Source organism: Gordonia sp. OPL2, assembly GCF_003797825.1.
GTDB lineage: Bacteria > Actinomycetota > Actinomycetes > Mycobacteriales > Mycobacteriaceae > Gordonia.
The window spans coordinates 1-20,112 of sequence record NZ_RKME01000032.1 but is presented as its reverse complement, the minus strand read 5'-3'; the positions used below and the strand labels follow the sequence as shown (position 1 = coordinate 20,112).

At 62.0% G+C, this 20,112-nt stretch carries 23 protein-coding genes and 1 pseudogene; 14 read left to right on the top strand and 10 right to left on the bottom strand.

Going from position 1 to position 20,112, the window contains the following annotated elements; all coding sequences use genetic code 11:
• Positions 1 to 26 precede the first annotated feature (26 nt).
• The 7 genes from EEB19_RS22530 (at position 27) to EEB19_RS22500 (ending at position 4,246) form a co-directional block, all read left to right on the top strand.
• The gene (locus EEB19_RS22530; protein ID WP_187589551.1) at positions 27 to 440 is read left to right on the top strand and encodes a hypothetical protein; all 414 of its coding nucleotides are present in this window, start codon (positions 27 to 29) and stop codon (positions 438 to 440) included.
• Positions 441 to 654: 214 nt separating this feature from the next.
• Positions 655 to 1,110 (top strand): hypothetical protein, encoded by a 456-nt coding sequence (locus tag EEB19_RS22525; RefSeq protein ID WP_187589550.1) that lies wholly within the window; start codon positions 655 to 657, stop codon positions 1,108 to 1,110.
• Positions 1,107 to 1,691 carry a hypothetical protein gene (locus tag EEB19_RS22520; RefSeq protein WP_262365863.1) on the top strand — a complete coding sequence of 195 codons (585 nt, stop codon included), beginning with the start codon at positions 1,107 to 1,109 and terminating at the stop codon, positions 1,689 to 1,691. The genes EEB19_RS22525 and EEB19_RS22520 overlap by 4 nt, the downstream gene beginning before the upstream one ends.
• 6 nt (positions 1,692 to 1,697) lie before the next feature.
• Entirely contained in the window at positions 1,698 to 2,231 is a 534-nt protein-coding gene (locus EEB19_RS22515) for a hypothetical protein (RefSeq protein WP_187589549.1), read from the top strand.
• Positions 2,232 to 2,346: 115 nt separating this feature from the next.
• Positions 2,347 to 2,991, top strand: a complete 645-nt coding sequence (locus EEB19_RS22510) for a hypothetical protein (protein WP_262365862.1) — start codon at positions 2,347 to 2,349, stop codon at positions 2,989 to 2,991.
• A 23-nt stretch (positions 2,992 to 3,014) separates the two neighbouring features.
• The gene (locus EEB19_RS22505) at positions 3,015 to 3,686 is read left to right on the top strand and encodes a hypothetical protein (RefSeq protein WP_262365861.1); all 672 of its coding nucleotides are present in this window, start codon (positions 3,015 to 3,017) and stop codon (positions 3,684 to 3,686) included.
• Between the two features lie 14 nt (positions 3,687 to 3,700).
• The gene (locus EEB19_RS22500; RefSeq protein WP_262365860.1) at positions 3,701 to 4,246 is read left to right on the top strand and encodes a hypothetical protein; all 546 of its coding nucleotides are present in this window, start codon (positions 3,701 to 3,703) and stop codon (positions 4,244 to 4,246) included.
• A 284-nt stretch (positions 4,247 to 4,530) separates the two neighbouring features.
• On the opposite strand, the gene EEB19_RS22495 is transcribed toward EEB19_RS22500, so the two are convergent.
• The gene (locus EEB19_RS22495) at positions 4,531 to 5,181 is read right to left on the bottom strand and encodes a carbonic anhydrase (protein WP_187589548.1); all 651 of its coding nucleotides are present in this window, start codon (positions 5,179 to 5,181) and stop codon (positions 4,531 to 4,533) included.
• A 429-nt stretch (positions 5,182 to 5,610) separates the two neighbouring features.
• Complete coding sequence (locus EEB19_RS22490; protein ID WP_187589547.1) at positions 5,611 to 5,811, bottom strand: DUF3263 domain-containing protein; 201 nt, start codon at positions 5,809 to 5,811, stop codon at positions 5,611 to 5,613.
• A gap of 499 nt (positions 5,812 to 6,310) precedes the next feature.
• Here EEB19_RS22490 and EEB19_RS22485 point away from each other — a divergent pair, with 499 nt between their 5' ends.
• Positions 6,311 to 6,772 (top strand): Hsp20/alpha crystallin family protein, encoded by a 462-nt coding sequence (locus EEB19_RS22485; RefSeq protein WP_187589546.1) that lies wholly within the window; start codon positions 6,311 to 6,313, stop codon positions 6,770 to 6,772.
• Between the two features lie 838 nt (positions 6,773 to 7,610).
• Here EEB19_RS22485 and EEB19_RS22480 read toward each other — a convergent pair.
• The 6 genes and pseudogenes from EEB19_RS22480 to EEB19_RS27095 all read right to left on the bottom strand — a co-directional run.
• Positions 7,611 to 8,854 (bottom strand): IS3 family transposase gene (locus tag EEB19_RS22480; RefSeq protein WP_262365859.1). Its coding sequence is split into 2 segments (ribosomal slippage): positions 7,611 to 8,563 and positions 8,563 to 8,854, totalling 1,245 coding nucleotides; the frame shifts between segments, so codons are not numbered across the junction.
• Positions 8,855 to 8,970: 116 nt separating this feature from the next.
• On the bottom strand, positions 8,971 to 9,240 hold the full coding sequence (locus EEB19_RS22475) for a F0F1 ATP synthase subunit C (protein WP_187589545.1): 270 nt from the start codon (positions 9,238 to 9,240) through the stop codon (positions 8,971 to 8,973).
• Positions 9,241 to 9,277: 37 nt separating this feature from the next.
• Positions 9,278 to 10,045, bottom strand: coding sequence for a MerR family transcriptional regulator (locus tag EEB19_RS22470; protein ID WP_187589544.1), 768 nt, complete (start codon positions 10,043 to 10,045; stop codon positions 9,278 to 9,280).
• A gap of 94 nt (positions 10,046 to 10,139) precedes the next feature.
• Complete coding sequence (locus tag EEB19_RS22465; protein WP_187589543.1) at positions 10,140 to 11,069, bottom strand: integrase core domain-containing protein; 930 nt, start codon at positions 11,067 to 11,069, stop codon at positions 10,140 to 10,142.
• A 2-nt stretch (positions 11,070 to 11,071) separates the two neighbouring features.
• Entirely contained in the window at positions 11,072 to 11,416 is a 345-nt protein-coding gene (locus tag EEB19_RS22460; protein WP_187589542.1) for a helix-turn-helix domain-containing protein, read from the bottom strand.
• A 165-nt stretch (positions 11,417 to 11,581) separates the two neighbouring features.
• Positions 11,582 to 11,743, bottom strand: a pseudogene (locus EEB19_RS27095) (IS256 family transposase); the annotation flags it as partial.
• 200 nt (positions 11,744 to 11,943) lie between these two features.
• Between EEB19_RS27095 and EEB19_RS22455 the strand changes: the two are divergent.
• Positions 11,944 to 12,318 (top strand): type II toxin-antitoxin system RelE/ParE family toxin, encoded by a 375-nt coding sequence (locus tag EEB19_RS22455; protein WP_187589541.1) that lies wholly within the window; start codon positions 11,944 to 11,946, stop codon positions 12,316 to 12,318.
• Positions 12,315 to 12,608 (top strand): helix-turn-helix domain-containing protein, encoded by a 294-nt coding sequence (locus EEB19_RS22450; RefSeq protein WP_187589540.1) that lies wholly within the window; start codon positions 12,315 to 12,317, stop codon positions 12,606 to 12,608. The genes EEB19_RS22455 and EEB19_RS22450 overlap by 4 nt, the downstream gene beginning before the upstream one ends.
• 112 nt (positions 12,609 to 12,720) lie before the next feature.
• Here EEB19_RS22450 and EEB19_RS22445 read toward each other — a convergent pair whose 3' ends face one another.
• Entirely contained in the window at positions 12,721 to 13,644 is a 924-nt protein-coding gene (locus tag EEB19_RS22445) for a hypothetical protein (protein WP_187589539.1), read from the bottom strand.
• A gap of 482 nt (positions 13,645 to 14,126) precedes the next feature.
• On the opposite strand from EEB19_RS22445, the gene EEB19_RS22440 reads away from it, so the two are divergent.
• The 3 genes from EEB19_RS22440 to EEB19_RS22430 all read left to right on the top strand — a co-directional run bounded on the left by EEB19_RS22440 (position 14,127) and on the right by EEB19_RS22430 (position 16,881).
• On the top strand, positions 14,127 to 14,534 hold the full coding sequence (locus EEB19_RS22440) for a hypothetical protein (RefSeq protein WP_187589538.1): 408 nt from the start codon (positions 14,127 to 14,129) through the stop codon (positions 14,532 to 14,534).
• Entirely contained in the window at positions 14,527 to 14,886 is a 360-nt protein-coding gene (locus tag EEB19_RS22435; protein ID WP_187589537.1) for an XRE family transcriptional regulator, read from the top strand. The genes EEB19_RS22440 and EEB19_RS22435 overlap by 8 nt, the downstream gene beginning before the upstream one ends.
• A gap of 69 nt (positions 14,887 to 14,955) precedes the next feature.
• Positions 14,956 to 16,881, top strand: a complete 1,926-nt coding sequence (locus EEB19_RS22430) for a Rho termination factor N-terminal domain-containing protein (RefSeq protein ID WP_187589536.1) — start codon at positions 14,956 to 14,958, stop codon at positions 16,879 to 16,881.
• Between the two features lie 68 nt (positions 16,882 to 16,949).
• On the opposite strand, the gene EEB19_RS22425 is transcribed toward EEB19_RS22430, so the two are convergent.
• The gene (locus EEB19_RS22425; protein WP_187589535.1) at positions 16,950 to 17,855 is read right to left on the bottom strand and encodes a hypothetical protein; all 906 of its coding nucleotides are present in this window, start codon (positions 17,853 to 17,855) and stop codon (positions 16,950 to 16,952) included.
• Positions 17,856 to 18,043: 188 nt separating this feature from the next.
• Here EEB19_RS22425 and EEB19_RS22420 point away from each other — a divergent pair, with 188 nt between their 5' ends.
• On the top strand, positions 18,044 to 19,432 hold the full coding sequence (locus tag EEB19_RS22420) for an IS256 family transposase (protein ID WP_187589534.1): 1,389 nt from the start codon (positions 18,044 to 18,046) through the stop codon (positions 19,430 to 19,432).
• Positions 19,433 to 20,112 lie beyond the last annotated feature (680 nt).

Sequence of the window (20,112 nt, the reverse complement as noted above, 5' to 3'; positions counted from 1 at the left end):
TCGACCTGTTAAGGGGTGCATTCACAATGTCGGAAAAACTCAAGTTCTTCTCGCCCGAATGGTGCGCAGCTGCGCAGGAGGTCATCAACAACAACCCGGATGTGTACAAGGGATTTAAGGACCCTGACTCGTTCACCAACCGGATGGAGTTCGGAACCATCGGTCGAGACGATCTGACCAGCCACCTCGAGTGGGAGAAAGCGAAGATCACCGTGTGGACCCCTCCGCAATTCCCCGAGGACGACCTGTGGTTGCGTATCGTCGCCGATCTGACCACGTGGCAGCGCGTTGCGGCCGGTGAATCCGAGGGAGGCAAATTGCTTCTTGCTGGCAAGATCAAGTTCGAGAAGGGGCCCATGTCGGCGGCCATCGAGAACGCCGGCGCCTTCAACAACTTCCTGCTGTCCTGGGGACAAGTGCCCACCGAGTGGGACCTGTGACCCACGTGTGTGTGTTGGACGCATGATCCGGTAGATCTCCGCTGCCTGGCCGGAGCGGTGCCGACGCCGAACAATTGGTTTCCGAACTTGCCGCCGAGGGGGCGGACGCAGCGAGAGCGTACGTGCCTCGCTGCGTCCGCGAACCATCTGCGATATGTGGGCCCACCACTCGCACAGAGATAACGAAATCCCCACCAAGAAAGCCTCTTCTCCGATGACCACAGCCGAAGCCACCAGCTATCCGGTGACCGCATACGATGGTGACTCCGCGAACGGTGTCGCCAATGTCGTCGCCACGCTCTTGATGCAGAACCTCTCGAGCTACCCCCACCGTGTGAAGACCGCCCGCGCGATGTCGCGTCCGGTCACCATCTACAGCACCGATACCGAATCGGCATGCACGGTGGTGTTCGGTGCTGACGAGGCGGTGGTCTACAACGATGTGGTCGGCAAACCTAGCGTGACCGTGATGGCCAGCGTCGAGCAAATCCTCGAGGTGTCGCAACTGAAGATGAAATGGGGTGGACTCTTGCCCGTCGGCTTCTTCACCAAGCGTGGATTGGGGGTGCTCAAGGAGATTCTCACCCACCGCTTGGTCGTCAAAGGTCTACTGTCGCATACCATCGCTTCGCTGCGCACAATCTCCCTGCTGTCGGTGGCGGACTCATGACAACCGCGATGTCGCGTCACGCCGCCACTGAGCCTCGGATCGCCGGACTGCCTCGTGTCTACTGGTTGCGGGGTGTCACGCTGTTGATCGGACTGTTGGTTGTGAGTCTCTATCTCCTACCGAGGATCTACAACCTCGTCGCGACGCCCTACCGCCTGGACAACGCTGTGGTGTCGGCAAACAAGTATAACCCTGCGTTGGATCGAATAGTCGACCACGAGAAGGTCACCCTGACCGCCTTCGCCGCTCTTGACAGCATGGATGCGTCGTTGGCCGACGTACTCGAGACAGATGCGGTAGTTGCCGCGCAACTCAAGCGACTCATCGGCCAGATTCGCAATGACCTGCAACCGATTCTGAAGTCCGCGGACGGAGACGTGGGAGACCTGATCGTGTCGCTCAACGGCCTGACATCCAGGATCAAAACGCTGCAACCACCCGTGGACGGAGCCACCAAGGCGGTCGCCGGTGACCGAGTCGAACTCCAACGCATCCTCGACGATGCTTCGAGCACCGCGGGAAAAGTTCATGACGCACGGGTCTCCGCCGAGAACGGCGCCCGCAGTCTGTCCGGAAGGTGAATAACAGTGACATTCTTCGGCCGGGCCGGCGGCCCGATGCGAATGGTGTGGGCAGCCGTGATGCTGATGGTGCTTCTACTGCTCAGTTTCGTGATCTACACACTGAACGGGCGGTTGGACAATCAACAGGCCGCAAACCTCGCTTCAATTGGAGCGTCAGGGCGCATCGTCACAGTCAACGACAGTGTCACAACCGAGTTGGGTCAACTTACCGAGCTCACCCGCACAGCACAGCGGGCGCTCGACTCGACGCGCGCTCTCGGTCCGCTGCTCGCCGAACTCAACACGGCGATCGGTGAGGCCACTGCATTGTTGGAGTCCAGTACGCAAGGTGCGCAGGTCACCAACGAACAACTGACCGGAATCCAAAGCCTCATGGTTCGGGTGAAGCAGACAGTAACACCGCTGGTCGCGTCTGCCGCGGCATTCGGTGAACAGGGCGATCAACTCCTCGCCACCGCGCGTGGACTCGTCACCGATCTTCGATCGGCAGTTGCCTCTGCCCGCACGATCAACCAGATGCTTCCGCTTCCCGGGTGACCTCGGTGGTCTCTACTGACACCGACACCGCTGAGAAAAGAGTGACATGACAACAACGTCCGGCAACTCATGGGAGTTCCACAGATCGGTACTTCGGGACCTGAGGCGCACTGATGTGCTCGCAGACGACCTTCCCGGCGATGGCCAGAGCACCCTTCGGGTGCGCCCGGACATCGACCACCGCACGATCCGCGGCTCCAGTGGTTTTGCAATCGCCACTGAAGCGATCGGACGGGTGTCGGTGGTCGTGGCGCTGGTGTTGTTTGTCTTGGTGATGCTCGCCATCGACAAGGGCCTGGCGGTTCAGGACAGTGCGCGTCAGGTAGTGAACAACTTCCACACCGCGAACGACTACTTCGACGAGCGGGCGGACCTGACCGCACCGGCGACGGCACGACGTCAACTCGAGGAACTCCAGGGAGTACTCACCGAGCTGAACAGATCTGCTGCAGTCGACGTGACGAACCTGGCCGCACTTGTGCCAACGATGCAGAAACTGTTAGCCGCCGGTCAGGGCGATCAGCAGATCGCCGCAACTCTCGATGGGATCGCGGCGTCACTTCGTGAATCGGCCGGCTCGTTGAAATCAATCTCAGCCAAGGCCAATACAGCCGTCAATGGTGTCAACGAACAGCTTGTGGCCGCGATTGATCTGGTCGATCAGCTCAACAACGAGCTGTCTCGCACAACGCGAAAACTTGCTCCGATCCCCGCGCAGGACGGCCTGATCCCCGCGCCGCAACAGCCTGGAGGAAACTGATGGTCACCAGAGGTACGTGGCTGATGACACTGGTGGTGCTCGCACTTGTCCCCATCCTGGTGCTGTGTGTTATGAACAGATTCATTCCTGGCGTGAACGACCTCAAGGACCCGCTGGGCCGACCGTCCGATCTGAGCAACGACATCATCTACTCCGCAAGTCAGTTCGACGTAATCACCGGCGAACTCGATCCAAAACACAAGGATCTCTCGCAGTCGATCCAGGTGCTCACGCTGGTTGCCGGTGACCTGAGAAAACTCACCGATGCCGCTGGCAGACTGTCGGGCCTGGCGATCTCGGTGAACGATTCAACTACGGGGGTCAGCGGCATCGCAGGAGGTCTGCCCGCGAAAATTCAACAGCTGACGCAACGTTCGGATACCGCCGGTCCGACGGTACTCACTCTCGCTGGCTCGATCCAGGCGGTCACTGACCAACTCGAGACCGTCAATGTCAATCTGAAGACCGTGGGTTCCACGCTGGCAACGTTGGGGCCGAGAGCAGACTCGATCGCCGCGGTGCTGGCCACCATCGAAGAAGAGGCGGCACACGTGGCAGAACTGGGTCCGCTACTCGCGCTGTTGGGCCCGGCAGTGAATGGACCGCAAACCCCCGCACCCCGAGACCCCGGTCGGCCAATCACTCCGCCGGCATCCACTGCACCGCCGGTGGCTGCGGCCACACCCGGACGATGACACCAAGGAAACTGATGATGGTCAAAGCGCTAAAAACATGGTCGCTCACCTGGGCCATCGCCATAGCCCTGACATTGGCGACGTTGGTTGGCATCCTCATTCTCACCCGCGATCTCAACACATCTAGCGAGATATTCACCGATGGAGTCGCGCAGGCCAACAAAGTCAATCACACAACCGACAAGGCCAACGATGGATCGGCCCAACTACCGCCAGCCAATCAAGCGATCAATGGTGGTCTCCCACAAGTGTTCGGAGTGATCGATTCACTGAACCAAGCCAACTCCACGCTGGCGACGCTTGCTACCGATCTGCAGTCTCTCGGATCAGCCCTCGACACTGCCGATCCATCTCTAGTGCGAATCATCAACTCAGCAAAGGGCGCAACCGGGTCTGCCGCAGATGCCACTGGTAGCGTAAACCAGATCAACGGCACACTCGGCACAGCAAATCAGAACATTCGCACCCTGGGCGCGCTTCTTGATCGAACACAGCAACTGAGCACAATCATCGATTCCAAACTTCGAATCGCGCTCTTGCTACCCAAAGTGCCTAGATAGGCGGAGGTTGATCCGCTTGCTGGAGGGTGTCGATCCAAGCTTGTGGGACTGGAATGAAAATCCAACCCGGCCAAGAGTTCTCACGAGCAGCGCGATAACGCATTGATCCAACCCCCTCAGCGCCGCTTCCTTGACGGGCTCGGCCCGAGCGCGTTTGACGGCGCCAAGTTCACGACCGCTGCACGAACCTCGTTCAGCACTCGGCAAAGTGTCACGACCACTTGGCGACAGTTCTGGCCCAAATAAGTGGGTCGCGCTGTATGCCTCAGAGTTGACCAGGCTAGTCAGCGAAGAAGGTTATTGCCCGGTTCGGTCTCGACGCCGTCGACCTGACCGAGGACGCCCCGGACGTGGGCGCGTCCCTCGCCGAGCTGATAGGTCAGCCCGACGATCGCCAGGCGGCCGTCGGCGACGCGATCGGCGATGATCCGGCTGCGTTCCATGAGCTGCTTGCCCGTCTCGAGGACGTGTCGCGCCTCGAACTCGTCGACGCGGCTCAGACCCTCGCTGCGGCCGGCCAGGATGCTCGGGCTCACCTTCTCGACGACGTCGCGGATGTAGCCGCCCGGGATCTCGAGGTTGTCGAGGGCGTTGAGTGTCGCCTTCACCGCGCCACAGCTGTCGTGGCCGAGGACCGCGATCAACGGGACCTCGAGCACCTCCGCGGCGAACTCGAGGGAGCCGAGCACCGCGGAGTCGATGACCTGGCCCGCGGTGCGGACCACGAACATGTCGCCGAGGCCCTGGTCGAAGATGATCTCCGCGGACAGTCGTGAGTCGGAGCAGCCGAAGAGGACGACGTGCGGGTGCTGACCCGATGTCAGGCGCTCACGATCCTCGATACCCTGTTTGGGATGTTGAGACTCACCGGCAACGAACCGATTGTTCCCTTCCTGCAGGATCTTCCAGGCTTCGGTGGGCGTCACTTGGCTCATGGCCACTAGTGTGCCACCGGCCGTTCTCCTCGGCTAGTTCGACCTCCACGAACGCGATGGCGAACTGCCTAATCGCGTGATCCCCAGGTAGGCGGTGCACGCCGCGAACAACGCCCACACCTCGTTTCCTGAGGGGACGGTGAGCAACATCTCGAAAGCCGTGTGGCGTCGGCGCCCGTCCCAGACGAATAGAACCAGGACGACCTGCTGCGGAGCCACCGTCACCGAGCAACCGCCGGCGACGACCCGCGCCACTGCCTTTCGCGCTCGGGGCGTTCACCGACTCACGTCTCAGTCTCGGCTCGGAGCATGTGGACAGAGGATTGTCATCATCGCGCCGACCCTCATACCCACCACCCAGCGGGTCCCTCTGATGCTGCGTTGGGCGAAAGGTTCCAGACTGACCGCATAATCAATCGCCGCCAGCCTTCATCGTCGCAGCCAACTTCGACGGCGGGCGATGCCCCGTAGTTCGGTGGACTGCGCGGGTGGAAGTGTATGTGTCGTAGGGTCGTCCAGGAGTCTGGGCAGGTGGGTGAAGAACTCGTCGTCGTTCATGCCGAACTGGTTGCGGATGTGTTCGGTGGGTCCACCGCCGTGGCGGGCCCGGCGCGTTGCGAAGTCGAGCATCGCGCAACCATCGACCGGGGTGCACATCATGGCGGTCACCGTCGGCCAGCCTGGGTAGCGTCGCGCGGGGCGGCGTCGTGGTTTCGGGGACAGCGGCGTTGCTCGGCCGACGGGGTGTGGTGGGGACATCACGTGGGTCCACCACTGCTGCAACGGGCTGGGATCGGGCCACACGATCGTGTCGTGACCAGTCGCGGCGGGCACGGCGGTAGTCCTCCTGTACTAACGGGCTCGTGGCTGTGCGTCGACGAGCCTCTACTGGGTGTCTGAAGACGTCCACAAATAGCACTGCCACACGGGTTGCGCCACCCTTCTGTACTGCACGCCAAAGGTTGCCTGAATCCTCGAGACATGTTGCGCGCGTGCGTGCTTGACGGAAGTGAAACAGCGAAAAAGTCTTGGCACTCGAGTGTGTCGAGTGCTAATCTTGGGGTTACGCAGTGATGGTGAGTGTGGTGCCGTCAAGGTGGCGGCTCCCTTGAAGGAGGAGGTGTTTGCTGTGCTGCGTGTCGATCCATTTTCTGCTGTCGATGACTGGACGCGGAGCCTACTGACCGGTGACCTGGGCGCCACCCGGCGGATTCCGCGGTTCATGCCCATCGACGTGTACAAGGTTGATGACCACTATTCGTTGGTCGCGGACCTGCCCGGTGCCGATCCCGGGTCCATCGATCTCAGCGTCGACAACGGGGTGCTGACGTTGTCGGCGCACCGCAGCTCCCCATCGGAGGACGGCGTGCAGTGGCTGGCCAGTGAACGCTTCTCGGGTACCTACCGTCGCCAGATCACCCTCGGCGACGGTGTCGACCCGGCCGGGATCTGCGCCGCCTACGACAACGGGGTATTGAGCGTGACCATCCCGGTGGCCGAACAGGCCAAACCCCGCAAGGTCGCGATCGAACACTCCGGTGCCGGCCGCCAGGAAATCACCACCGGCACAACGGAGCCGACCACAGGCTGACTTGTTTGACCGCGTCGTGCGATGGGTGAGAAACGTGTGACACTGAGGAGGTGAGGTGATGGACTGCAGCGACACCGTCGCACCAGTGGGGTGCGTGGAGGTGATCGATCCGGAGGAGGCCTGGCTGGCTGCCGAGATCGACGCACTGTTCGCCGACGCCGCCGTCCAGCCACGTCGGGCGCACGCTGTGGGCGCCGCGACGGGTGTGTACCGCTCATCCCGGTGTCGGTCCAGTTGCGTCGACAGGCTCGACCATCCTGCAGGCGGTCGGCGGCCGTCGTCGCGAGGCGGACGACAACGCGCACCGCCTCGCGATGGTGTGCACCGAACTCGCTGACGTGGCAGCACTACTCGGCCCAAGTCCTGGCTGGCCGTGTCCCATGCGTGTAGTGCCTTTGGCGCTGAGCAACCCCGCCGCACAAGCTGTCGGGTGCCGCGCACACAACATTGCACACCATCCGCATGGACACCCCGGCCACAGGCATTCAGCGTGACGTGTGCCGCGATCACAGAGCCCGGAAGGAGGTGATAGCCGCATCGCGACAACGCTGCTCACAGACAATGATTCTCGAAGGGTCATAGGAGGGGGTTCTGGGTACTCGCGACTCAGAACCCCCTCACTCTGATGCAGTTCCTCGAAAGGCGGACCTCAATGACAACGGACCCATTCCGCAGCGGCTTGGACGCCGACGACGCGGACGCGGTCGAACAATCTCGGCCCGTCGATCCCGCCGATACCGACTCCGCCGGACCCGGTATCGACACACTCTCAGTCGAAGCCGATGAGGCCGACGTAGCCGAATGTCCTGCGTCAAGTGAAGTACCCCAGGTTTAGTTCCTATGTGGGTGCGAGGGCCGGATCGGCGGTCTCGCGGACTTGTGAGGCACCGGTCAGGGTGGCCTCGTACTCGGCTGGTGTGTGGTAGTCGAGGGCTTCGTGCAAGCGCTGATTGTTGTACCACCACACGTATTCCAGGGTCGCGAGCTCGACCTGTTCGACAGTGCGCCACGGCCGTCGGCGGTAGATCAACTCGGTCTTGTAGCTGGCGTTCACGCTCTCTGCGAGGGCGTTGTCGTAGGAGTCCCCGACAGCCCCTACTGACGGTGTGACGCCCAATTCGACAAGTCTGTCGGTGTAGGCCAGGGATAGATAGTTCGATCCGTGGTCGGAGTGGTGGGTCAACCCAGATAGATCGGTATTCTGTTGCCACACAGCATGATTGAATGCCTGCAACGGTAGTTCTTCGGTACGCATCGACGCCGCTACATGCCAGCCTTTGATCATGCGGGTGCACGCATCGGTGACGAATGCTGTATAGGCGAATCCCTGCCACGTCCGCACGTAGGTGATGTCTACCACCCACAGCGAATTCGGTTGTGTCGCAGTAAAATCACGCTTCACCAGATCCGCAGGTGTGGTAGCTGCGGGGTCGGGTCGGGTGGTGAACACTTTCTGCGCGCGTTGTACGCCACGCACCCCGGCCTGATGCATCAACCGTCGGGTTTGCTCACGCCCGACCTGGTGGCCAGCACGACGCAGCGCATGATGCATCTTGAGCACCCCGTACACGCTGTAGTTGTCGGCGTGAACGGTTCTGATGACCTCCACCAGCTGCACGTCGCGTCGTGCACGTGCCGATGCCACACGCGATTTCGCTGCCCGATACCCGCGTGAGGTGAGGAAGACCACGCCCGCCGCCCGTAGGGTGCGGCAGATGAACTCGACCCCGAACTGATCACGACACCGGTCGATGAAGGTGATCATTTCGTCGTGGTCCGGTCGAGTTCCGACGCGAAAAACGCCGACGCCGATTTCAACAGCTCATTGGTGCGTCTGAGCTCGGCAACTTCCTTCTTGAGGCGCCGGATCTCGGCATGCTCCTCACTCGTCGTGCCCTGCCGTTGACCGGCATCGACCTGCGCCCTGCGCCGCCATCGGCGCAGGGTTTCCTCGGCGATTTTCTGTTTGGATGCGATCTGACGGATCGCTTCGAACTCCGAGAGCTCAGCATCGGCTTCCAACGCTGTCTCCAACATGCGCACAGACTTCTGCCGGAACTCCGGCGTGTACTGACGTGGCATAGCTCCATCCTCCTATAGAAGTCGGAACTAAACCTGGGGTACTTCACAAGAAGTTGGCATGGCGTTCGAGGTCCAGCGGTGTAGCGGGGTGGGTGTTACCTGGTCTGGGTAGGGGGCTAGGTGAGTCCTGGGGTGGCGAAGACGAATAGTGCCATGAAGGCGAGGTTGATGAAGTAGGCGGCTTCGACGAGGCCGACGGTGATGAGAAATGGTGTGAACATGCGGGATTGGGCTTCGGGCTGGCGGGCGACTCCGGCGACGAACTGTGATCCGGCGAGTCCGTCGCCGATTCCTGCGCCGATCGCTCCGCCGGCGAGCATCATGCCCGCACCTACCATGGCCCCGGTTCTGACGATGGCGTTGAGGAGGTCGGGGTCTGCTGCCATGAGGTGGGTCTCCTTCGTCTGTCTGTCCGGGTGTGGGTTAGGGCATGCGTTGCTCGGCGTAGGCGAGCATGGCCGTGCGCAGGTAGCCGCTCAGACGTGGGTCTTGTGCGTCGTAGAACGACCGCAGTTCTGACGGTTCGGCGAGGCTGTTGGCCAACGCGATGTAGCTGGTTTTGTCTGGTTCCCAGAGTTTGCGTTGCATGGCCAGGTCGTCGTCGAGCACAGCGAATACCTTGTCGGCGTCGGCGGGGATGCCTTGGCGAAGCAGGTCCAGCAGACGTCGGGTCAGTTCTGCACCGTCGGCGTTGAACTGGCTGTAGTCCTGGTCGGTCCAGTCGGCGGTGTTCTGTTTGACCTGGGCGAGTTCGGGTTGCTCGGTGTCGCCGGTGTTCTGGATGCGTTGGGCTTCTAGGTCTCTGACGTAGTCGGGGCTGAGTTCGAAGCCTTCGAACAGTTCGTCTTCGGCCATGTCGGTTCCTTCCTCGAGGTGGGTGATGGTGGCGGCCACCGTCGCTACCAGCCGGTCGAGTCGTCCGCGTTCGTCGAGCAGTCGGCGGTGGTGGCGTCGGAGGGCCTCGATCGGATCGTTCTGGGCGTCGACCACGCTGGCGATTGTGGTCAGGTCCAGACCCAGCTCACGCAGCAGCAAGATTTGTTGGAGCCGTAAGAGTTGTTCGCGCTCGTAGTAGCGGTACCCGTTGGTTCCCACATGAGCTGGGCGTAGCAGCCCGATCTCGTCGTAGTAGCGCAACGTGCGGGCGGTGACCCCAGATATCCGTGCTACCTGCTGAATCGACCACCGCATCGCGCCGCGCTCTCCTCTCACTGCCGTCCTGGCACTTCACACGCTAAAAGCTTCCGCAACGTCAAGGTCAAGAACTGGCACACGCTCCGCGTGGTTATTCGGCCCCATCTTCGGCGGTGTATCGCGATCGGGGTGTGGCTCCCGATATCGCTTGATGCGGGCGGATCGTGTTGTAGATGTGGCGGAAGTAGTGGACTTCCATGTCCAGGGCATCCCCGTCGCCGATCAACCCGCGATAGAGGTGCTCGTACTTCAGCGTGCCGAAGAACCGCTCGATCACGCCATTGGTTTGTGGTGAGCGGACCCGGGTGCGGACGTGACGTAGGAGCGGGTCATCACCGGCGAACGCCGTTCTAAAGACCTCGCCGCGAAAGCATGGACCGTTGTCGGAGACCACGGCGATCGGTGCCGGCGCCTGCCCGATCACGGTGTTGGTGTCGTCGACAACATCCATCACGCCGCGATCAGTACGCAGGTCATGGAGGTCCAGGAGTCGTTCGGCCTCGGACACGGCGAGCTGCAGGCACGCGACAGCATCGGTGCCGCGTGCGGTCGGGGTGACGGTGATCGCCAGGCAGTACTTGGTGGCGTAGTCGATGACTGCGCAGATTCGCCAGATACCGCCGTTGGTGGTTTCGAACTCGGAGAAGTCGGTCTGCCACACCCGATTGCGCACGGTGGGTGGATTGTGAAAGACCCGGCTGCGCAACTTGGCCCACGACTTTCGGTCGGCTCGGAACCCGAGCGGCAACAAGAGGCCGCGGCGGCGTAGCGCTCTTTCGACGGTGGAGTCCGAGACGTCGTGGCCGTCGGCGCGCATCAGCGCGGCGATCTTGCGATGACCCCACGCGGGCCAGTCCTGGGCGTACTTGGCGGCGATCGGCTCGCATCGATCCACCTGCCGTGCTGGCCACGGTCCCTTGACCGGATCGCCGTCACGCAGCCGCGCCAGCCGTCGCCGGTAGGTGCGCTCGGGGATGTTGGCGAGTCGGGCGAACCTCGATACCGGCAGCCCGGCTGCCACTCTCAGGGCATCGAGGTCCGCGAAGGGACCCGATCGATATATTCGGCGCCGTGCTGCCAGATGCGTAGCTGGACCGTCGCCTCAGCGAGGGCGAGTTTGAGTTCCTGATTCTCTCTCCGTAACCGCCGCTGTTCCGGTGAGCCCTGGGCGCCGGGCGAGCCGCCGAGTCGGTCTTCAAGTTCCTTCGTGCCGGCGGTGATGAAGGCGTGTTTCCATTTGCCGACCGTGGTCTCGGACAACCCGTGCCGGCGTGCCGCCTCCGCGGCCGACATCTCACCGGCCAGCACCGACAACACGATGCGCACCTTCTCCGCTGCCGGCGTCTTCGGCTGCCGTGTTCGCGCCATCTCGCCCATCAACTCCCTTCCAGTACGTACGCCGAGACCCTGCACTCAGCGACCCTGCCAGAAAGTTTGACGCACTATAGCACCTCCTGTTCGAAAGTATGTTCGAACTGTAGGGGGTGGGGGTGACAGGTGGACGGGTCGGTGAGGTTCAGAATGACTGCACAGTGCCACTCCCTGAGCGCGTGAGCTACGTACCAGATCGCTCACCAAGGCCTGTTCGGCCTTCGAGAGCTCACGCACCGCATCCGCGGTGGTGACATCGTGTTCCTGACCGGTCTGAACCGGCCCTGCCACCGGGGCATCCACGCCCCCGATTGTGTCGGTCATCGTCGTGATTCCTCCTGCCCCACGCCGGGGCGATCAAAACCACTTACACCGAATCAGCGACAGTCCCCGACGACCACCAACTCGCGCTGTTGCATGAGAGGTGGGTGGTCTACGACCTCGGCGACATCGTCCACGCATGATCGATCACCCACCGACATTCTTAAACTGGTGGTTATATCGTTAGCGATATAGGGTGGGGGGTGTCGCAGGGTGATGAGGAAGCGCCGATCGAGTGGGTGGGGTCGTCGTTGTCGGATCTTCGGGCGTTGCCGGATGCGGCCAAACAGGATGTCGGGTTTCAGCTGGAGCAGGTGCAGTTCGGTCGCGATCCCGACGATTGGAAGCCGATGTCGTCGGTGGGCTCGGGGTGCCGTGAGATTCGGGTGCGGACCGCGGAGGGGGCTTTTCGCACGTTCTATGTGACGAAGTTCGACGAGTACGTGTATGTGCTGCACGTGTTCACCAAGAAGACGCAGGTGACGTCTGCGCGCGATATCGAGATGGGTCGACGCCGCTACGGTGAGGCTGCCGAGATCGCCCGTGCGCGTCGAGATCAGAAGGGTGAGAAGCGATGAGTGTGTGGGATGACATCACCGACAGTCCCGACGAGGCGGCCAACATGCGGGTGCGCTCGGCGTTGATGCGTGCGGTGCGTGATCGGATCGAGGCGTTCGGCTGGTCGCAGACGGTGGCGGCGGCCAACCTCGGGGTCACCCAACCGCGGGTGTCGGAGTTGATGACCGGCAAGGTGTCTCGGTTCTCGCTGGACGCATTGGTCGCGATGGGCGACAAGGTCGGCGTGCATGTCACCGTCAGCGTCGACAGGGACGAGAACACCGCCGCCGAGGTGCAAGCGGGCGCCTAAGACTCAGTGGTCGATCGCAAGGAATCGGGCCGCTCCTGGTTCGCTGTGGATTGGCGTGCGCTCCCACTCCCCAGGGGCCGGAGCCAATCGTGTCCGGCAGTGGTATCGCTGGTCAGCTTCGGTGGGCTGGGTGACCAGCGTGAAAGGCGACGTGCGCCCGGTCGGTGACGGTCAGCTGGTGGGGTGCCGCCGGGTCTTGTGTCGCCAGAGCGAACACGTGAGGGCTGAGTCTGTTCTCGCGTGCGGTGTTGGCAACGCCTTCGAACTCCTCGAGCACATTGGCGAGCTGGCGCGGCGTTAGTGCCGCGGCTGCGATGACGAGGGTCCACGGAGTTGAAAAGCGTTTCGTCGTGGTGTCGTATCCGCCGCCGGCGTGAAGCTCGATGTGTAACGCCTCCTCGGTGCGATCAATCTGTCCTGTGTATCGCAAAGGCCCGTGGAAGATCCGTCGTGGCCATTTGAGCCGCTCGATTCTCCACTGCGGCAGTTGTTTGAAGGCGAACTGGTAGCGATCGGCATCGGTGATTCCAGGCAACTCGATCGGAGTTGTTCGACGCTCGGTCTCCGTCATCGCAATGTATGCCGTGGCAAATGATCCGATGGAGTAGCCGATTGTTGACGTCGAAACACCGAGTGGGGCAACCGCGGTGTGCGACGTCGGGGGCTTTGATGTGTGGCGCCGATCATCACTATCGGCAAGCTGACCGGTAGGGTCGGCGCGCACCTTGCGAGGTTGGCGGGTGACAAGCCGGTTGGGCCACGTGACGCCACGCCGGCGTTCGGTGCGGCGATCGATGGAGCCGGCCGGTCCGACGACCTCATCAGCCAACGCGCAGTCGATGTGTGAACTGTCTTTCCACGTTGCGAAATGAGCCTGCTTCTTCATGCCCCGGCGGAATGCGCGCGGGTTCATCCGTACTGGACAACCGCAGCAGTTGAAGTCCGTCGCTGCGACCACGTCAACAGGCCAGCTCCGAAGATCCTGTGCAGACACCACAATGCGTGGAGAGCTGCCGGTGATCACTGCGCTGTCCATCTCGCCATTCTCGCGGCCTTGACAACGTGGTGCCAGGAGCACTCCGGTCCGGGGAGGGGATAGCCGCCATCGGTGGGGCCCAGCTGCGGGAGATAGAGGACCGCAGAATGCTGCGCGTGGTGATCGATGCCTACCCCGCCCCCTGACCCGGGAGCGGCTCGGCGCGTCAGGTGTGGCCGCGACGGGGCCTCGGGTATGCAAAGTCACGCATACGAATCGAATGAGAACATGCTTGGGGGCGGCAGCGTTGGCAATCAGTGTCGTGATGATGTCTCGCAGCAGTGATCGCGGCGGCGTGAACTCAAGTGCCCCTATTGATGCTCCAAAGCCGGAAGCTGACCACCACGAGATCGTCGCGAGCTAGATGGCTGGACGCGCAGCGCGCAACAGCTGTGCGTGGTTGCAACGTCGCGACCCATCAATGACCGCGAACCGAGCAGTATCGCTTGCAAGCAATATTGCTCACGTGTAATATTGGTCGTGTGCTGATCGATTGGTCGCGGGAGTTCGATGACTACCTGACCCGGTTGGAGGAGTCGGCCGCACGGGGCAACGTGGTCGATCGGTCGCGGTTGGATCTGTTGCTCGCTGAGTTGCAGGTGTTGGCCGAGTTGGAAGCGGTGCCGGTGGTTGAGTCGGCGACGCTTAAGCGGGTTCGGCAATCGCGTCGGTATGTGGTGTGGCGGGTGTCGCATCCGTTTCGTGATGGTGTGGCGGTACGGCTGATTGTGTGGTTTCCCGACGACGAACATGCAGTGGTGGCGTTGTTCGCCGGGGATAAGGCGCGCATGGGTGATGTGTTCTACGACAGCGTCGGACCGCGTGCGGATGCCGCGATCGAGGCGTGGAAACAACAGACCAAGAACGAGAGAGGTGGCGACGATGGGTGAGGACGATCAAGTCACGTTTGTGCGTGGCAACCAGCGTCTGGCGAACATGCTGGCCGACTCGGACACTGCAGGGCGGATCGTGGCGATTCGCGAGGAGATGGCCCAGGCCGATCGGGCACATGCCATGGGCTTGGCGGCGATTCGGCAGGCGGCGCAACTGACCCAGACCGAACTGGCACAGCGGATGGGTATCAAGCAGGCCGCGGTGTCTGGGCTCGAGGCGCGCGAGGACCTGTTGCTGTCGACGTTGGCCAACTACCTCGCCGCTGCCGGCGCCACCGATGTCATGATCACCGCACGTCTCGGCGACAACCTCGTTGAGGTTGGTCTTCCTGGCTCGACGGAGGTCTGATCGAGTGGGTGTCGTCAACTGGGGGGAAGTCGACTGTGGACAGTGTGCGGACGTCGGTGGTGCCCAGTCGTGACGACGGTGCCATGGGGCAGTCCGCAGTGTTCCGGAGATGTCGTAGAAGACTTTGTCGCTGCTCTACTGTTGCTGAAATTTCCTAGTGGTACACGCATTACCCCGTCGCAGGGCGATCAGGGCGTCGATATCAAGGTGCCCACCGAGGATGGCTTTGACGTCTATCAGGTGAAGAAGTACTCCGCTGCCCTCGATGGCGGGCAGGCGTCAAAGGTCGAAAAATCCTGGCGTCGCGTCAATGACGAATTCGGTGCGCACAACACCATTACCGGCTGGTACCTCGTGATGCCCTGGGACCCAACACGCGAGCGGGAGGACTGGTTTCACGAGCTCACCGCGGATGCAGAGTTTCCGTGTGAGTGGCGTGGTCGGGGGCATCTGAATGGGTGGGCTGCTGACAATCCACGTCTCGTCGAGTACTTCTTCGGCTCGGGTACCGAGCGCCTCGAGCAGATGATCGCCACGCTGACGTTGAATGGGGCCGAACTCGACGATGGCACCGGTGACGGGCGTCTCGATGCCGTCATCAGTCGGTACCTCCAGCTGCAGAACACCCTCGACGACCTTAGCCCCTTCTACACCTATACGCTCACCCTGATTTCGGCCACCGATCTTGCGCGGATGCGACAAGAAAACGACTGGGGGCCGAGTAGTGGCTCGGCCAGAGTAACCACGTACAAGCGCGTCAGCCCGGACTACTATGCCGGGATCTCGCTGACACCGGTCTCTGAGTCTGCGGTCGAGTTCGATCCGATCAGCGTACGGATGGAGATCTCTGCTGATGATCCCGTTGACGCTCGCGAGCTGGAGCGGTATCTCGAGTACGGTATTGCACCCACCGAGGCTGTGGACGCGGTTGTTGTCGAGGCGCACGGACCTCCCGGAGCGGTTCCTGAGCTGGTCCCGGGCATGGTACGTCTGGCCGACGTGACTGTTCCCAGCCCCTGGGAGACGTTGGCGCTGCATTGCACGACGGACGACCCTTTCGCCGCCACGGGCGGAAGCGATGGCCGTGCAGAAGATGACGGTGGAGAGGAGGCCGATAATGCAGTACTTGAGCTCGGACCCCTTGTGACTACGGAGGGAACGCGCGGGCGTGCATTCCGGGCCCGCGGCGAGGCCATCGAGATGGAGCTGTCGATCGGGCGCGACGACGACTCCATGACAGTCAAGACGTGGCCGGTGCCGATCGGCGGCAAACTGCCGCACCGAGTTTTGCCCGAGCTGCTGTTTGCCCAGATGCTGTGGTCGGGTGACTTCTACATCTGCCTCACGATTCCGAACGGTCCTGCCTTGGTCGAATCCATCCGGCCACCAGCGCGATCAGACGATCTACTGTCGGCTCAGCAGTGGACCAGTGTCGCGGTGAACCTGCGTGCGCTGCAACGATTTACCCACAAGCAGCTTCGGATGCCGCACTACTTGACGGGCAAGGAAGCGCATGCGATCGAGTCTGCGGCGCAGATGGCACTCACCGGAACGATTGAAAGCACCTGGGAGAATCTTCGTATTGTGAGCCCGGCCATGCCTCTCACCGGCGCTGCAGCAATCTTGGCATTTCAGCCTTTGCGGTTGACCTACGACGGCGATACCCACGAATTAGACATCACGGTGCGCCATCTCTGCGATCGCGTAGAGGCAGTCGAAGTCACCGATGACCACATCCTGGTCCGACCAGTGGATGGCGCGAAAGTTCGTAGCACATTGGTGCAACGCAGCGAGTACGACTACAGAGTGTTGACGCGGCCGGCTGATGCTGAAGCTACTCTCGGCCCGAATCGACCCCAGCTGCCGGAAACTGATGACCAACTTGGGTCGCTCACTGTGCCGGAGCTGAGGGCCCGGTGCCGCGATCAAGGAATGACAGGGTATTCGGGTCTTCGTAAGCAGGAGCTGATCGAGCGGTTGCTTGGTCAAAGCTGATCTAACGCGACTCCGCCAATGTGCTGTTGTCGCATTGAACACCGATTTCGCCGTCGACGCCCAGGCTGTCAGAAGAATCCCGAGCTGGTGATCTGATCGAAGGTGTGGCGGGCGAGTTCGGCTGATTCCGCGGTCGCGGCCTGGCTGATTCCGGTGACGAGTGGCGAGAGGACCCCGCGTAGAGCGTTGAGGGCCCGACGAATGAGTTGACGGTCTGGCTCGTGTTTGGTGACTTCTCCGAGCACAACTTCGGCTTCGGCTATCAGGTCGTGCTGGTCGGTCTCGGACAGAGCGAGCAGAGGCAGCCGGTGGTCGAGAAGCTCACGGATCAGTTGCGCGATGTCCTCGTAGCCTGCGGTTACGGTTGCGGAGTTGTCCACGGAGAGGGTTTGCGTGACGGGGCCGTGAGTGCCGGCGGCGACTTGGTTATTGTCTCCGATGACGTGGGTGGTCGCCGATGAGTAGTTGTGGTTGACGAGCGCGGACGTGGTAGCACCGATAGGCGCCGGCCCCCGCAGCGCCGCACGCCCCTTCGAGGTGATCCTCGCGTGCGGCAGGGAGCCGTTGGCGAGGCGCTTGGGTCCCTCGATCAGCCCAAGGCGTTCAAGATCGTCGACCGCATCTTCGATGTCGTCGTGGCGTAGGCGCCCTGTGTGGTCCTCGCCGAAGCTGGAGTCCTCGAGCCCGTCGAGGCTAGCGTCGTTTCTGGCATCTCTTAGGTACGACAGGACAGCTCGTCGGGCGGCTTCGGGGCGGTACTCGTCATGGATTCTGCGTGCAGCTGCGCGTCCGGCCGGGGTGATGAGGAAGGAGACGCCGTCACCCATCTCGGGGCTCTCGACATACTTGAGATCGTAGAGTTCGTCGTACACACCCTGCGCTTCGTTAACAGGACAGACGTCGGCCGGCGGCTGGTTACCGGGCCGAGCGGTGCCGAGCCAGTGCAGTACACGAAATGCTTGAAAGCTGAGCATTGTTCTCCTTCGGAATCACGAGTATCTGCGGTCAATTCCCGTGGAATCGAGTATGCCCAACGGCTCCCTAGCGCTCTGCAGGTCATGTGCGGAGATCTGGGACGCCTGTGCGATGTGCTCGGACTGGACTGGGAGGGGGTGTCAGATGGTCTGTGTAGGTCCAGTGCTCGTCAGTGAGAGGAAGATCTATGAGCATGGCGTTAGACGACAAGGAGCAGGACGACGATCAGCGGCTGCCTGAGCTGGCCGAGTCGCGTTCGACTGCGGAGGTAGCCGAGGCGTTGCAGGCCTCGGGCATGGTCGATGAGCTGTTAGCGCAGATCGATACGGGACAAGTCCAGATCACCGGCGACGGTGGTCTGATCCCGGGTCTGATCAAGCTCGCTCTCGAACGCGGTCTGAAATCCGAACTGACTGATCACCTCGGCTATGAGAAAGGCGACCCGGCCGGTCGGGAGCTACCCAATGCCCGTAATGGGGCGAGCCCGAAAACGGTGGCCTCGGAGGCCGGGCCGGTCGAACTGAACATCCCTCGCGACCGTGACGGCACCTTCACCCCACGTCTGGTCCCGAAGGGATCGCGGCGGCTCGGCGGCCTCGATGACATCATCATCTCCCTGTATGCCGGCGGGATGACGTTGTGCGACATCCAGCATCATCTGGCCTCCACGATCGGCACCGATCTGTCGCATGAGACGATCTCGAAGATCTGCGACGAGGTCCTTGACGCGGTCGATGAATGGCAGAACCGGCCGTTGGAGGCGTTGTATCCCGTCATCTACCTCGACGCGCTGGTGGTGAAAGTCAAAGACGGTGCTCACGTCCGAAACAAACACGCCCACATCGCTATTGGTGTCGATATGGGAGGTGTCAAGCATGTGCTGGGGATCTGGATTCAGGCCGAAGAGGGCGCTAAGTTCTGGGCCGGGGTGTGTGCGAATCTGGCCAACCGTGGCGTCAAGGACGTCCTGGTCGTGTGTTGCGACGGGCTGACGGGGTTCCCCGAGGCGATCGAGGCGACCTGGCCGTTGGCCACCGTGCAGACGTGTGTGGTGCATCTGATTCGCAACTCGATGCGGTTCGTGAACTACAAGGACCGCAAAGATGTGGCGCGGGCGATCAAACCGATCTACACCGCACCCGATGCCGAGACCGCGCGGCGCGAATGGGAGAGCTTCCGCGACTCGGAGTTGGGGATCAAGTATCCGAGCGCGGCACTGGCGTTCGACCGCGCCTGGGACAGATTCGTCCCGTTCCTGGCATTCCCTCCCGAACTGCGCAAGGTCATCTACACCACCAACTCGATCGAGTCGCTGAACTACCAGCTCCGCAAAGTCATCAAGAACCGGGGACACTTCCCCAACGACATCGCGGTCCGCAAACTGCTGTGGCTGGCGATCTGCGACATCGAGGACAAACGCGCAGCACAACGCCTCAAAGAACGTGGAAAACGGCGCTCACAGCCACGCAAAGCCCTCGGCAGGCTCGTCGAGGGGCAGGTCGTGACGAACTGGAAACAAGCCCTCGGGCAACTCGCCCTGGCCTACCCCGACCGCATCGAACCCCACCTCAACTAAACCCGCACAGCAAGCACACGAACCAGGAGTCACGTTCTTACACAGACAACTTGACAAGCTCGACTGGGGACCACATCGCACAGGCGGGCCGCTACCACTACGCCCACGAAATCCGGCACCTCGACTGAGCGCGAGAAGGGGAGGCGACGCGGTCCGGGGAACACACTCCGGGGGAGGCGATGGTCCCCCCTGGCCCGCGTCGGCACCACGGTAACAAACCGTGCATACGCGATAGTCACACAGACGATTGGCCGACCATGACAGTAATGGACAGGATTGACGCCTGTAGGGCTTCGAATCTAGTTGCAGCACAGTAGAACTAAAACACGTTGTGCGGTAGCATATTTCACATGAGCACAGTAAGAGCCGCCGAAGGCGGTTCGACACCCCACACCCCACCGGGGACGGCCGCAGGCCGGCACCCACCCCACCCCCGTCGCACCACCCCACCCATGATAGACTGAACGATATGAAACACAGTGCAACACAAGCACTCACACACCAATCGACCGAAGGTCGATGCAAAGACGGCAACGCCACAGCACTCACCACGTCGGCGCTTGCGCCGACCCCGACGGGCGCCGAAGGCGACCGGCTCCGTCCGGACGGCGACGACTGTCTCTTATACACATCTCCGCGCTCACACGCCCCTCCCCTCCCTCGTGTCCCAGCTTCTGCTT